The following is a 14,198-nucleotide window of genomic DNA, read 5'->3' as shown; positions in this document are numbered from 1 at the left end:
TCTTTGGGTTTATTCACTTAAACTAGAAGAATCGCAAAGAAAACACACTCTAACGTAAAGAATTATATACAATGAATAAATCAAAGGTTTTTGGTAGTACTTTGATCATTGCAGGCACCACTGTTGGTGCTGGCATGCTCGCCCTTCCCCTTGCTTCTGCCGGAATCGGCTTTTCGACTTCACTTTTATTGATGCTTTGTTTGTGGGGGCTGATGGCCTTCACAGCGTTATTAATGGTAGAACTTCATCAATTCGCAGAATCTGACGCAACCCTACACACTTTAGCTCATACTATTTTAGGGACTAAAGGTAAGTGGATCGCGAGCTTTGCCGTTATGTTCCTCTTTTACGCGTTGTGTTCAGCTTACATCGCAGGCGGTGGTGCGCAGTTTAATCAACGTATCTCGGATATTTCAGGCATTGAGCTCAATGGCCAAATCACAACCCTTCTATTCACACTGTTAGTTGCTGGCGTTGTGACGATTGGTACACACAGTGTTGATAAAGTTAACCGCGTATTATTTGGGTTAAAATTGGTTGCGATGGTTTTAGTACTCAGCTTCTTAGCACCCAACATTACCTCTCAATACTTAATGAGCATGCCTTTACAACAAGGGCTGATTATTGCAGCGATCCCGGTTGTGTTTACCTCTTTTGGCTTCCACGGCAGCATCCCTTCAATTGTTCGATACCTAGATGGTGACGTTCGCTCTTTACGTAAAGTGATGATTATCGGCTCGGCACTGCCTTTAGTTATCTACGTGTTCTGGCAGAGTGTGACTTTAGGCGTTATTAGCCAAGAACAACTATTGTCAGACACAAGCTTGGGTGCATTGTTAGTGTCGCTATCGCAAACAGTTCATCAATCAAACCTAAGTGTGATCGTTGGCGTGTTTGCAGATCTAGCACTTCTTACTTCATTTATTGGTGTAAGCTTGGGCCTGTTTGAATTTATGGGCGATTCGTTGAGCAGCAAGCTTGGCAACGGCAAACGTGTAAAAACAGCGGCCATCACATTCATACCGCCACTTGGGTTTGCATTATTCTATCCTCAAGGATTCATTACAGCATTGGGTTACGCGGCCATTGCACTTTCTGTATTAGCAATCCTTCTACCTACTATTATGGTTTACAAAGTTCGATACACTGACTTCTCTGTAGAACCCCAAAGTACAGAAGCAACTTACCAAGTGTTAGGCGGAAGCAAAGCGTTATTTTTAGCAGGTAGCGTTGGTGTATTTATCATCGCTATCCAAATACTGATATCCGTAGGGTTATTGCCGTCATTAGGCTAATAAAGGCATACGCGATTGAATATGTTGATCTAAGTCTCATAAATGATATGTCTATATCATTAACTTTCACAATTACACGGACTAAGTCACATTTTTATTGAGGTCGGTTATTTAGAGTCCACGCTAAAGGATTTACCGTGGAGTTTTTATGAAAGAAGTACAATTTCGAACGATAGACAAACTGTTTATCAAAATGTCTATTAACGATAAGTTTTGGGTCATTTTCTTAATATTTTTGGCCTCTGTAACAAGCCTTGCTGGTCTTAACTACGTCAACAAAATGGAACAAATTGACGCTAATTCTAAACAGCAAGTTGAGTATCAACTAAAAGGCATTTTGTCTGCATCAGAATCCCCTGGCTCTATTCGTTCTATTCGTCAACAAACACGCCCTCAAGAAACCATCATTCTTAAGAACGGTGCAATTACGGCAACAGCAGTAGCTCAAGACGGCAACTACTATTCTCTTACCGTTTCGGACATCAACACACAAAGTCAAAAGCAACAAGCACTGTACACTTTGTTATTCAGCTTCTTATGGTGTGTGCCTTTTGGTATTTTCTGCTATTGGGTAGCGACCTTCTTAGGCGGCGCGCTTTGGGTCCTTTATTCAACCACTCAAAAGATTGGTGATGGTGATTTAACATCACGACTTGGTTTCCACCCTGGCCGCGATGAGTTTGGTACGATTGGTTGTGCACTTGACCGTTCAATGGACACGCTAAGCGAGCTAGTAGACAACGTGAACCAGAGCGCAGCGACATTAAGTGAAACGTCGACTTCTTTCGAAACAGAGATGAAGCGCAGTGAAACACAAATTATGAGCCAAAACGCCTCTCTAGATTCCGTGGCAACGGCAATGGATCAGATGACAGCGTCAGCGAACGAAGTTTCTAATATTTCAGCACGTTCAACAGAACAAACAGAACAAGACGCGCAGCAAATTAACGACAGCCACGCCAAGGTTCAGCAAGCAATTTCAGAGATCACTACCCTCTCTTCTTTGATTGAGCAAACCTCTTCTTCTGTTACCAGCTTGAATGTGAATACTAGCCAAATTAATGAAGTTATTACGACGATCAACGCTATTTCAGAGCAGACTAACTTACTTGCACTGAATGCTGCTATCGAAGCCGCTCGTGCGGGCGAGCAAGGACGTGGCTTTGCTGTTGTTGCCGATGAAGTAAGAACACTTGCTAGTAGAACTCAATCCGCTACCGTTGAAATACAAGCAATGATTGAGCGCCTTCAGCAAGAAAGCCAGAATATTGCAAAGATTACCGAGCAAACTGTCGACCAAGCACAAACAAGTAGCCAACTCATTTCTAATATTGGCCATGACGTAAACTCGATTGCAGACTCAGCTCAAACGTTAATGGACATGAGTATTCAGATAGCGACTTCGGCAGACGAGCAAAGCAATGTAGCAAATACCATTGCAGCTGAGCTTAATGATATTCGTAGCCAATCAGACGTTATTAAAGAAGTAGCTCAGAATTCTTCGAACGGCGTATCTAAGCTAACAGAAGCTTCTGTGTCTCTTTCTCAAACATTGGCAAGATACCGCACTTAAAATCTCGACCTATAATTCAGGCTACTCTTAACCACTTGCGTTGATAAGCCGTTAAACTAAAAAGGACTCGTAAGAGTCCTTTTTTAATGGTGACGTTTAATGATGTGCGTCTGACTTAATTGATTATTATTGAACGCTTTATTGGTCGTCACAGAGCAGTGAAAAGACAGAAATAGAACGTGTGGTATGACAAAAACAGAAGGTACAGTAAGCCAGAAGGAAGAAGGAAGAAGGATAAGAAAAACCAACTCACGATACGCAACGAGTTAGTCGAGATAAATAACGAACAAACGCAATATGCAAAACTACACATCTAAAACAAAATGCTCGCCTGTATACGCGTTAACTACCAGATTGTCATTACCATGAAGCTAGTCGCAAAGGGAAGATTATAAGCGGTCAAAACTGTCTAATAATCGAGCTTAGGGGTAATCTAATAGTACGGGTCTTATTTTCGCTTACCCTCTTGCTGCAGGTGACACATAATGAATAAAACAGATGCACCAAACACCGAAGACATCACGTGCCCTTTATGCCAACACGACGAATATCTGCTTTCAGAAAGTGGAGAGAAGTTTACTTGCGCATCTTGCGGTTTCCATACCAAACAATTTAGTAAAATCGTCAGCCTTAAACTCGACTCTAACCCACCCAAGCTCCCGAACTCGGTATACCACCACTTGAACAGTGCTTGCCATTAATCCAAACCGAAATTTCTTCTAAACTGTATATGTCCTGAGCCGCTAGCTCTGCTGAGTCGGCTTCTGGATCATCTGTTATTGAATCATCAATACTTGGGCGTAATCGGAACGACTGAATGCCTGCACGAAGACCTGCTTCAATTCCTTTTAAGGTATCGTCAACATAGATGCACTCATTGGGTAAAAAGCCCATATTCATTGCGGTGTACATAATAAGGTCTGGCTCTGGCTTCCAGCTATTTGCATCAAAAGCCGAAAACACTTTACCTTTAAAATCGTCTAGCATGCCTGTCATTGCTAATGACGACTCAACTCGAGATTTAGGTGCATTGGAAGCGATACAAAACTCGATGTCTTGTCGCTTGAGGAATTCAATAAGCTCGATAGCACCATCCATTGGTTTTAGATGACGTTGGAACAGTACTTCTAATTCTGCGCGATATAACGGCTCAAGTGTATCAATAGAGATAGATAACCCTAAACGTTCTTGTGTATCCATTAAGATATCGGCCAACTTTCCGCCTTGAAAGTGTGCATAACAATCATTAACGTTTAAGTCAGCGCCAAAGCCGGCGAATACATTCACTAAGGCTTGGCAGCAAAGCTTTTCACTATCAATAAGTGTTCCGTCACAATCAAAAATCACACATTTAGTCTGTTCTAACCGCATAGATATTTCACTCACATCGAATCCAAGCTTTATCCTATAGGGTTATCTCAGAGCTAGAGATGACTCAGGTAACAGTTTACCGACACCTGCTTATTTCTCTTCGCAAAATATGCAGTGGATCACCTTATCCTTTTAGGTAAGCAACAGGTTTCATCAAATTAGAGTAATTGAATAAACTCCAGATACAGCTAAGTTTATAAAAGCTAACAATAACCCATTGAAAATATAAATTTCAATGGGGTAAGTTTAATCAGAACAATAGATAACCGAACCAATTGGAGTATTCAATAGAAGGTTCAAAAGTTTAGAACGGTGCTCAGTCATAGCGATAACCTATACAACCCACACAGCCTATACAACGCTCGCTTCTCGCTCTGGATCTGGAGTTGGAGCTGCAGTTTGCTGTAAATCGGTCGTTTCCTGTGAGCTGACAACTGGCTGTGAATTGACACTTTGTTTTGAATCAATAGCTTTTGTAGAGTCACTGGTTTGCTTTAAACCAAAAGCATGTTTTGAATTGCTACTAGGTTGTAAATCAGTAAGGTGGCGAGCATCAACAGTATCTGGATACGTATCTCTTATCGCAATGAACTCGGGTAAATGGTTCAATAAGATCTTGGTAAGTTGAGGGTCGAATTGATAACCGCATTCTCGTTCAAACAAATCCACAACCATTTCTATTGACCAGGGCTCTTTGTAACAACGTGCACTAAGTAGCGCATCAAATACATCAGCAACTGCGGTAATACGAGCAAACAGGTGGATTTCTTCACCGACCTTTCCAGTCGGATAACCCGCTCCATCCCAACGTTCGTGGTGCTCATTAGCAATAATAGCAGCAAGGTTTGTAATGTCACCCGCCCCGCTCTTCAATAAATTATAGCCGGCGGTGGTGTGTAATTTCATCACTTCCCACTCTTGTGGGGTTAGCTTTCCAGGCTTGTCCAAAATGGATTCTGGTACCGAAATTTTTCCAACATCGTGCATTGGACTGATAATTTCAATCATCTCGACCTCGCGATGGCTCAAACCACTATGCTTGGCAAGTAATGCTGATAATTTCGCTACACGCTTAACGTGATTCCCGGTCTCACCAGAGCGAGTCTCAATAGCTTCACCTAATACATGAATCATGTCTTTTTGAACATTCAAGGTCTGCTTTTGCAGAGCTAAGATTCGTTTATTCTTTTTCGCCAACTCTTTTTTCTGGCGTAAGGTAATGAATTGCATCACGATAATAAGGCTTAAACCTGTGATTACCATGACCAACCCCACCAACAATTGGAAGTTTTTACGTATGAAAGAAGAAGGCTCGTTGATTATTACCGCCTCCTCAGGAAGCGCACTTTCACCAATACCAAATTTTTGCATTGCTAAGTAATTAAAAACAAAGCGAATGTTATCACCCGGAACTAACGGACTGGAGAAACCAAGTGGTACATACTTATCTAAAGCATCGACCGCCTCTTCTCCCATACTTTGAGAATGGTTTACATACCCACCGAGTACGTCACCTAAAATATTAAATTGCCATAGTGCAAACACGGGTGCGGCGCTCGATGTTGATAGAGTTTCTGCTATCTGTTTATAAGAGTGATAAACACCTTGATTTAACTCTGTGTTGTAGTGAGTGAGTAACACAGCATCGTCAGCAGAAATTGTCTGTAGATATTGGCTCGCTTGTTCAAGCGTTTGGTTGTTGATTTCAACGAGATTAATATCAGGGAAATCGGCCATCACCTCGTATACTTCTTTTCTAATCAGTTCAGACGTGACACTGTAATCATTCACGAAATATAGGTTTTTGAGGTTTGGTCTTAATTGAGAAATAAGCGCAATATTAATATCAATATGATCATTCTCATAAAGCACGGTCGCTCTATCCGTAACGGCATACATATCTGTACTAATATCATTGATGCCAGCTGCAACAACGGGTGTAGAGCGATCAATCAAAGAACCGAGTGATTTGAGAAAATTCGCTGCGTTATCGTCGGTAACAATCACGCCATCAAACTCATATCCCGAATATTTGGCTTCGAAGTAGTTCGCTAAAGAGTCGTAATATTCAGAGCTGTGGATACGTTTGGTATCTAAGTATTCTACAGAGAGTTTTATTTCAGCTTGAGAAAGTTTGAACGCACTTTCTATTCCCTTTTGGAAATCCGTGGTCCATTGATAGGAAGGTTCGTAGGAGTGTAAAACTAGAATTTGTTTAATATTCCAGTCGTTATTAGCATAAACAGCAGGAGAAAAAGCGCTAACACACAATACAGCGATTGATATCAATAGCTTGTACATACAAAACCCTTTTTAAAAGATGGGGTATTGTACTCAGATTAACGCTTTCTCAAAGAATCTTTAGTTCTCGACCCATACTTTATCACCAGAAGCATGATCTTGTGTCCAAAAATCATGTAACTGTTTAGCAAAACCATTGATATCTTGATCATTTTTGTTAACAACATCCGAGATCAACAGAGAACCGTCGCACTCAGTGACGATAGCGCTGGCCACAACATCACCATTTAAGGTACCGACATACAAAGCATGGTCATCTGATAGCATTATCTGGCTTAAGAACTCCAGCATGTGTGCGCTTTCTGTCTCATTTGGGTACGCACTGGCTTGGTTTAATGAAAATAGAACGGTTAACTTATGGAAATCAACTTTGTGCAGTTCGTCAATTTGAGTAGGAGTTTGGTCTTGCGGGAGAAGTTGGTAAGTCTTTTGAGGAAGTTGGCTTTTATAGATGTCTCGACCGAGAAGGCTCTCTTTTGCGGGGTATGCAATATCGAGTTGGCTAAATAGCCATTGGTTTTTCTTGTTTGCAATTTCAGGTATTTCGTTATTCATTCTTTTAGTACCCACGGTTAGTATCCCCAAATATCACAGTTATTTGGAAGACATATGATCGACTGAGGTGTCGAGCTACAAGCAGAGAGCATACAGAGCATAACTAAGGCCAACAAGTACTTTAAATGCTTCATATTTTTCATTATCTAACAACATCCTTTAAGAACTCAGAGAAAAGCTCTACACTCGTATTCAAGCTTTCAATATCCTTATAGTAAACAGAACTATATAAATAAAAAGGACTTCTTATGAAAAAAGCCTTAATAGCAGCAGGTATCATCACGATGTTAGCTGGCTGTTCGGACAACGAGGTTGGCGACGTCTCATTGGGTTTCTTCACAATGAAAGATATTAAAATGTCATCTTTAGATGATGACAAAATCGCGGGTGTTACTTGTCACATTGCATCAATCGAAGCAAATCTTAGCCTTTCTGATCCAAGCGATAGCTCTATCTCTTGTCGTCAAACGGGCGAAATTACTCCAGAAATGATTGCTAAAATAGACAAAAGTAAATCAGGCGAAGTGGTATTCAAGCAGTCAAAAAGTATCTTCTTCAAAACAATGAAGGTTCGTCGTATATACGATGCTGAGAATCAATCGCTGCTCTACTTGTCTTACACCACCAAAGAAACTGAAGGCAGCTTCAAACACAGCCTTTCAACCGTTCCGCTTTGGGGTACAAAGGCTTACGTTGATCCCGCAACGGTAGTTCCAACAGAATAGTTTCAGTAAATAGTCGAACAGAATCACCTGTACAGACATTGCGCAGGTGATTCAAAATGTAATAAAAATGAAAGAAACAGAAACAAAATGTGATATCATGCGGCAAAATTTTTTCACTGTATTTGTCATATGAAATTTCCTGGACAGCGTAAATCTAAGCACTACTTTCCAACTCACGCCCGTGATCCGTTGGTCAACCAAATTCAACAAACACCCAAGCTTCACCGCGCAACAATTGTCGGTGTGGGTCAAACTATTGTTGATATCGAAGCCCGTGTTGACAACGCGTTCCTTGAAAAATACGAGCTGAGTAAAGGTCACTCACTAGTATTGGAAGAAAGTAAAGCAGATGCGCTGTATGAAGAGTTAGTTGAGCGTGGTTTGATCACGCATCAGTACCCTGGCGATACTATCGGCAATACGCTGCACAACTATTCCGTACTCGCAGACAGTAAATCTGTCCTGCTTGGCGTTATGTCTAAGAAAATTGAAGTTGGCTCATTTGGTTACCGTTACCTATGCCGCACCTCTTCTCGTATGAACTTAAACCACCTACAAACTGTTGATGGTCCTATTGGTCGTTGTTACACGCTCATTACCGAAGATGGCGAACGTACGTTTGCAATCAACGAAGGACACATGAACCAGCTGCTTCCTGAAAGCATTCCTGAACAGATTTTCGAAAAAGCGTCTGCATTGGTCGTGTCTTCATACCTAATGCGTGGTAAGCCTGAAGATCCAATGCCAAAAGCCGTACAAAAAGCGATTGAATACGCGAAAGCGCACAATGTCCCTGTTGTACTGACGCTTGGTACTAAGTACGTGATCGAAGGTAACGCAGAATGGTGGCAAGAATACCTTAAAGAAAACGTCACTATCGTTGCAATGAACGAAGACGAAGGTGAAGCCTTAACCGGTGAAAAAGATCCTTTGCTAGCGGCGAACAAAGCGCTTGAGTGGGTTGACCTAGTTCTCTGCACTGCAGGTCCTGTCGGCTTATACATGGCAGGCTACACAGACGAGCCAGCGAAACGCGAAACAACACTACCGTTATTACCGGGTAACATTCCTGAATTTAACAAATACGAATTCAGCCGTGCGATGCGTAAGCAAGACTGTAAAGACCCAGTAAAAGTGTACTCTCACATCGGCCCTTACTTGGGTGGCCCACTTGAGATTAAAAACACAAACGGCGCTGGTGATGGCGCGCTTTCGGCACTTCTACATGACATGGCAGCGAACAGTTACCATCACGTGAACGTACCGAATTCAGAGAAACACGAGCACGCGTGCTTAACGTACTCGTCACTGTCTCAAATTTGTAAGTACGCAAACCGCGTAAGCTACGAAGTATTGACTCAGCACTCTCCTCGCCTTTCTCGTGCACTACCAGAACGCGAAGATAGCTTAGAAGAAACATACTGGGATCGTTAATCTAACCCGAATTAATTAGCTGGCTAACAAATTAGCGGTTAACAAGTTAGATTGAATAACCTGAGCAAGATTAACGATTCCTCGAAAGGGCTGCTATATGCAGCCCTTTTTGTATTAAGGGTCAATGTAATCACCATTGAAGGTAATCAAATCGAATATCTTGCTCATTGAAGATTTGATCTCGCGCAATGACTCTTTAGATCTGTTATCTTCCAGCACATAATTCGTGTGGTTTGCCTTTACTTGGTAAATTTATACAGTACTATCGCCACGCAAACGTTTACGTACCACCTTTAGGTTCTGATATAAGGATCAAATATGCTGTCTGATATCGATATTTGTCGCTCAACTCCCCTTAAAAACATCAGTGAGGTTGCTGAACAAGCAGGCCTACAACATGATGAACACCAACCATTAGGGCAATACAAGTCTAAAGTGTCCCTAACATCACTGGATCGCCTAGCTAGCTTGCAAGATGGTAAATTAGTTGTCGTGACCGCGATTACCCCAACTCCCCTAGGTGAAGGAAAAACCGTCACCACCATAGGTTTGGCACAAGGGCTCGCTGAGATCAACCAATCAGTAATGGCCTGTATTCGTCAGCCTTCGATGGGGCCAGTTTTTGGTATTAAAGGTGGCGCAGCCGGTGGTGGTTACTCTCAAGTCGCCCCTATGGAACAATTGAACTTGCACCTCACCGGTGATATTCATGCTGTAACAGCCGCTCACAACCTTGCCTCTGCCGCTATCGACGCTCGTTTGTATCACGAGCAGCGTGAAGGATTGCAAGCCTTTGAAACACGCTCTGGCTTAAAATCATTAGACATCGATCCAAGCAGAATCGTGTGGCGCCGTGTACTTGACCACAATGACCGCGCGCTGCGCATGATCACCGTTGGCAAAAACGAAGCTGGTAAAACAATAAATGGCTTTGAGCGCGAAGACGGGTTTGATATCGCTGCAGCCTCAGAGTTGATGGCAATTCTTGCACTTGCTGATGACCTTCAAGATTTACGCAAACGTATTGGTCGTGTCGTACTCGCGTATAACCACCAAGGTTTGCCATTAACCGCAGATGACTTCAACGTTGCAGGCGCGATGACAGTAACAATGAAAGACTCGATTGAGCCAACATTGATGCAAACCCTTGAAGGCGTGCCGACACTCATTCACGCGGGACCATTCGCGAATATAGCCCACGGAAACTCTTCGATTATTGCCGACAAGATAGCGTTGAAGTTGAGTGACTTTGTAGTGACTGAAGGTGGCTTCGGCTCTGACATGGGGTTTGAGAAAGCTTGTAACATCAAAGTGAAAGCATCAAACAAAAAACCTGACTGCGCAGTCGTTGTAGCTACATTACGCGGATTAAAGGCTAACTCTGGATTGTACGATTTAAGACCAGGCACTCCGTTACCGGATTCGATTTTTAATGATGACCAAGACGCCCTGACTGCTGGCTTCGAAAACCTTAAATGGCATATCAACAACGTTAAGCAATACCAAGTGCCAACGGTAGTAGCGATTAATCAATTCCCACAAGATTCTGCTCAAGAGCTCGACGCATTGAAACAGATGGTCATCGAATTCGACCCAAGCGTTCGCGTTGAAGTAAGTGAAGCGTTTGGCAAAGGTGGTGAAGGTGCGATTAAGCTCGCCCACGCAGTGGTTAATGCTTGTCAACACGCCTGTGAATTTAAGCCTTTGTACCATTCGGAACAGAGCTTGGAAGAAAAGTTGATGGCGGTGGCTGAAGTTGGGTATGGAGCGTCGAGCATTTCGTTATCACCTCTTGCGAAACAACAACTCAAAGAGTTCAACAAGCATGGTTACGGTGGCCTATCCGTATGTTTGGCCAAAACACCATTATCTATCTCTACCGAAGCTCATATAAAAGGCGCACCGACTCAATTTGATGTACCAGTTAGAGAACTAAAGCTTTGTGCAGGTGCGGGCTTTATTTATGCTTTGTGTGGCAACGTAATGACAATGCCCGGCCTACCCGATAAACCGGCGTTCATGTCGTTAGATATTGATAATAATGGCAATATTATCGGATTAAGCTAGGTAAAGTTAACGTAATACCTTTTGTTCAACGAAATTATTAACCACAACTGAACTAAGTGTACTTAAACGAGCAATGATTCCATAACGATATTACTGCTCGTTTCGCAACTCCAATTGCAAAAAGTTGCACTAAAACCGTAATAATATGCAGATCTTGTTTTAAGTTCTGGGTAAAGATCACATTAAAAACCCTATAAAATATATAGTATTGCGCTGATTCTTTGAGGACAGTGATGAATACGAGTATAAAAAAACTAATCAGCCAATTTCTATGCACCATATTTGCCCTAGGATTAGTCCCTGCCCTCTACATCAACTCTGAATTTGACCGGGTCGAAGCCCAACACACGTTAAATATTAAGCAATCCAGCCAAAATCAAATTGAATACAGCTTTCATGAGCTCGCAATAATTGTTGAGCAAATCTCCAACTCCGTGCCTTCTATTGCAAATTCTCAAACACTACTGCGTGCGATCGAAGAACCTTCGATTGTTCATAAAGAAGCGCTAGAAGATCTATGGGTGATGTTAGCGCGCGGACAGCAATATTATTCTCAACTTCGCTACCTCGACTTAGAAGGTAATGAGGTTTACCGCATTAACTACAACAACAATAACGCGACGATAGTTCCAGTTAATAAGCTTCAAGATAAGTCGGCTCGTAGTTACTTTAAAACGCTTCAACAATTAAAAATTGGAGACGTAAGCTCCAACGGTATCGATTTAGAGATTGAAAATGGTGAGGTTGTCCATCCTTTGATGCCAGCCCTAAGGATAATGACACCCGTCGCATCAGAAGATCGTATTATTGGCTACTTTATCGCTAACCTGAATATGCTCGAGGTCTACGACCGTCTTCTTTATCAAATCGGTACGTCATCAGCCGTCCCTGTTATTCTTAACAGGACCGGACATGTCATCATGGGTCCGGATATCGATGAATCGTTTGGGCATCTTATTGAATCTCGTTCAGATAAAACCTACGCGAAGCTTTACCCGGAACTTTGGAAAGCCATTCAAGAAAATACCTCTTCTAGCTACTTTGATGGTAAAAACTGGTATTTCCACTCAGATATCAGCCCTAAAATAAAGCAATTTGAAGGACCAATTTATTTGGTTCTTCATGTTGAAAACCAACTGTTCAGCAGCCAGTACCTACAAGAAAAACAAGCTATATTCGTGCAGGTCATCACCTTATCTTTCCTAATTTCTATGATCTCTGCTGGTTTTGTTTTGTGGAACAGTAACCATAAAAAGAACAGCATAGATAGCCAACTGGCCAAAGCAGCAATGAACGGTATGTCTGCACTGGTCATTACCGACAGAAATAACCGAATCATTAAAGTTAACCAAGAATTTACTCGAGTCAGTGGCTATGAACTGGAAGAAGTAAAAGGTCGCCAACCATCGATGTTTGCCTCTGGGCGCTATAATCAGGAGTTCTACATCAAGATGTGGAGCGTAATCCAGAAGAAAGGCATGTGGGAAGGCGAAGTGATAAATCGTCGCAAAGACGGTTCATTGATTACCGAAATACTTAGAATTCAAACCATCAAAGACTCGAAAGGCATTATTCAGTTCTATGTCGCGTCATTTGTTGATATCAGCAAACACAAAGAACTTGAGAAAAAACTGAGAAACTTGAGTGAGAAAGATGCGTTAGCAGAGTGTTGGAACCGACGTAAATTCGATCTTGAACTTCGCGATGAGTGTTCTCGTGTCAATCGTTACCCAACTCGAGAACAATCTTGCTTAGCTATCTTAGATATTGATCATTTCAAACGCATTAATGACAGGTTTGGTCACGATTACGGTGACCGTGTCATTCAAACGGTGGCTCAAGTATTACAACGTGAGTGTCGTGAAACCGATTTTGTCGCTCGCATCGGAGGTGAAGAATTTGGTGTAATTCTGCCTCATACCACAACCGAAGAAGCGGAATACGTACTCAATAGGCTGAGAATCGCGGTCAGTATCGAGCTCGATAACGTAGTTACCATAAGCGGTGGAATCACCAACCTGACGAACGACCCTACCCTCAATTACAAATGCGCGGATTTAGCACTATACGAAGCAAAAGCAATAGGTCGAAACAGTGTGTGTTTATTCCTCGACAGCGAAATGAGCGAAATTGCCTAGCAATAGATAGTACTGCCACTTTTATTGGGCACTCGATCAACTTGGAGATGGAGATGGGGATGGGTATGGGTAAAACTCTAACTTGTTCCCTTCGACCACAAGAATACAATCCATGTTCGCTGCATGCGCGGCTTGCTTGCCAAGGTTGGTATCTTCAAACACAACGCACTGCTTTGGCTGTAAGCCCATTCCAAAACACGCATCAAGAAACGTATCTGGGTTTGGTTTGTGATTTTTGACATCCGTTGCTGTCACTAAAATATCAAGCTTGTTCAGGATATCGGTTTTCTCTAACAACTGTTCGGCACTTTTACGTTGGCTGCCCGTTCCAACCGCAATCTTTTTGCTGCCTAAATGCTCTAACAACAGAGAATGAGTACAAGGGATAATGTCCCCTTTATCTTCAATAGCCGCAAACGACGCCATCTTAAACGTAGAGACAGCTTGCGGATCGAGCGATAAACCGTATTTACTGTTCACCTCACCGGCAATCTTATAGCTCGGCATACCACCTAAACTATGCAGCCAAGACGCCTCGAAATAAAAACCGAATTCATCAGCCGTTTGCTGCCACGCTTTTACATGTGCTGGCATTGTATCGATCAACGTACCATCCATATCAAAGATTAACCCTTCATACGCCGTTAAATCTATTTTCATCACTACTACCACTCTTTGAGAAAGTTACTGATACCATAACCAATATTCAGTATCATGACCCCATATTACCGTTCAAAAT

The 14,198-nt window shown here is 42.3% G+C and carries 10 protein-coding genes; 6 read left to right on the top strand and 4 right to left on the bottom strand.

What is annotated here, in order from left to right; all coding sequences use genetic code 11:
• Positions 1–71: 71 nt before the first annotated feature.
• Both OCV36_RS19950 and OCV36_RS19945 read left to right on the top strand, forming a co-directional pair.
• Complete coding sequence (locus OCV36_RS19950; RefSeq protein WP_135457818.1) at positions 72–1,295, top strand: aromatic amino acid transport family protein; 1,224 nt, start codon at positions 72–74, stop codon at positions 1,293–1,295.
• 148 nt (positions 1,296–1,443) lie between these two features.
• The gene (locus OCV36_RS19945; protein WP_135457816.1) at positions 1,444–2,868 is read left to right on the top strand and encodes a methyl-accepting chemotaxis protein; all 1,425 of its coding nucleotides are present in this window, start codon (positions 1,444–1,446) and stop codon (positions 2,866–2,868) included.
• Between the two features lie 642 nt (positions 2,869–3,510).
• Here the strand turns inward: OCV36_RS19945 and OCV36_RS19940 are convergent.
• The 3 genes from OCV36_RS19940 to OCV36_RS19930 form a co-directional block, all read right to left on the bottom strand.
• A complete protein-coding gene (locus OCV36_RS19940) occupies positions 3,511–4,239 on the bottom strand; it encodes an HAD-IA family hydrolase (RefSeq protein WP_135457922.1) in 729 nt (242 codons plus the stop codon).
• Between the two features lie 351 nt (positions 4,240–4,590).
• Positions 4,591–6,540, bottom strand: coding sequence for an HD domain-containing phosphohydrolase (locus OCV36_RS19935; RefSeq protein WP_135457815.1), 1,950 nt, complete (start codon positions 6,538–6,540; stop codon positions 4,591–4,593).
• Between the two features lie 60 nt (positions 6,541–6,600).
• Positions 6,601–7,095 (bottom strand): hypothetical protein, encoded by a 495-nt coding sequence (locus OCV36_RS19930; RefSeq protein ID WP_029224961.1) that lies wholly within the window; start codon positions 7,093–7,095, stop codon positions 6,601–6,603.
• 248 nt (positions 7,096–7,343) lie between these two features.
• Here OCV36_RS19930 and OCV36_RS19925 point away from each other — a divergent pair, with 248 nt between their 5' ends.
• The 4 genes from OCV36_RS19925 (at position 7,344) to OCV36_RS19910 (ending at position 13,459) form a co-directional block, all read left to right on the top strand.
• The gene (locus tag OCV36_RS19925; protein WP_017074364.1) at positions 7,344–7,820 is read left to right on the top strand and encodes a CreA family protein; all 477 of its coding nucleotides are present in this window, start codon (positions 7,344–7,346) and stop codon (positions 7,818–7,820) included.
• 129 nt (positions 7,821–7,949) lie between these two features.
• On the top strand, positions 7,950–9,254 hold the full coding sequence (locus tag OCV36_RS19920; RefSeq protein WP_017074365.1) for an inosine/guanosine kinase: 1,305 nt from the start codon (positions 7,950–7,952) through the stop codon (positions 9,252–9,254).
• 318 nt (positions 9,255–9,572) lie between these two features.
• Positions 9,573–11,321 carry a formate--tetrahydrofolate ligase gene (locus tag OCV36_RS19915; protein ID WP_135457813.1) on the top strand — a complete coding sequence of 583 codons (1,749 nt, stop codon included), beginning with the start codon at positions 9,573–9,575 and terminating at the stop codon, positions 11,319–11,321.
• Between the two features lie 233 nt (positions 11,322–11,554).
• Positions 11,555–13,459, top strand: coding sequence for a sensor domain-containing diguanylate cyclase (locus tag OCV36_RS19910; protein ID WP_135457811.1), 1,905 nt, complete (start codon positions 11,555–11,557; stop codon positions 13,457–13,459).
• Positions 13,460–13,495: 36 nt separating this feature from the next.
• Here the strand turns inward: OCV36_RS19910 and OCV36_RS19905 are convergent, their stop codons facing one another.
• Positions 13,496–14,119, bottom strand: coding sequence for a beta-phosphoglucomutase family hydrolase (locus OCV36_RS19905; protein ID WP_135457921.1), 624 nt, complete (start codon positions 14,117–14,119; stop codon positions 13,496–13,498).
• Positions 14,120–14,198: the final 79 nt, after the last annotated feature.

Origin of the sequence: Vibrio echinoideorum (genome assembly GCF_024347455.1) — a bacterium.
Taxonomy (GTDB): domain Bacteria; phylum Pseudomonadota; class Gammaproteobacteria; order Enterobacterales; family Vibrionaceae; genus Vibrio; species Vibrio echinoideorum.
This window is presented reverse-complemented; position numbering and strand designations above follow the sequence as displayed.

Excerpts from the sequence above, each read along its gene's own strand:
- OCV36_RS19915 (WP_135457813.1), top strand. The coding sequence starts at position 9,573 with ATGCTGTCTGATATCGATATTTGTCGCTCAACTCCCCTTAAAAACATC.
- OCV36_RS19920 (WP_017074365.1), top strand. The coding sequence starts at position 7,950 with ATGAAATTTCCTGGACAGCGTAAATCTAAGCACTACTTTCCAACTCAC.
- OCV36_RS19930 (WP_029224961.1), bottom strand. The coding sequence starts at position 7,095 with ATGAATAACGAAATACCTGAAATTGCAAACAAGAAAAACCAATGGCTA.
- OCV36_RS19945 (WP_135457816.1), top strand. The coding sequence starts at position 1,444 with ATGAAAGAAGTACAATTTCGAACGATAGACAAACTGTTTATCAAAATG.
- OCV36_RS19925 (WP_017074364.1), top strand. The coding sequence starts at position 7,344 with ATGAAAAAAGCCTTAATAGCAGCAGGTATCATCACGATGTTAGCTGGC.
- OCV36_RS19940 (WP_135457922.1), bottom strand. The coding sequence starts at position 4,239 with ATGCGGTTAGAACAGACTAAATGTGTGATTTTTGATTGTGACGGAACA.
- OCV36_RS19905 (WP_135457921.1), bottom strand. The coding sequence starts at position 14,119 with ATGAAAATAGATTTAACGGCGTATGAAGGGTTAATCTTTGATATGGAT.
- OCV36_RS19935 (WP_135457815.1), bottom strand. The coding sequence starts at position 6,540 with ATGTACAAGCTATTGATATCAATCGCTGTATTGTGTGTTAGCGCTTTT.
- OCV36_RS19910 (WP_135457811.1), top strand. The coding sequence starts at position 11,555 with ATGAATACGAGTATAAAAAAACTAATCAGCCAATTTCTATGCACCATA.
- OCV36_RS19950 (WP_135457818.1), top strand. The coding sequence starts at position 72 with ATGAATAAATCAAAGGTTTTTGGTAGTACTTTGATCATTGCAGGCACC.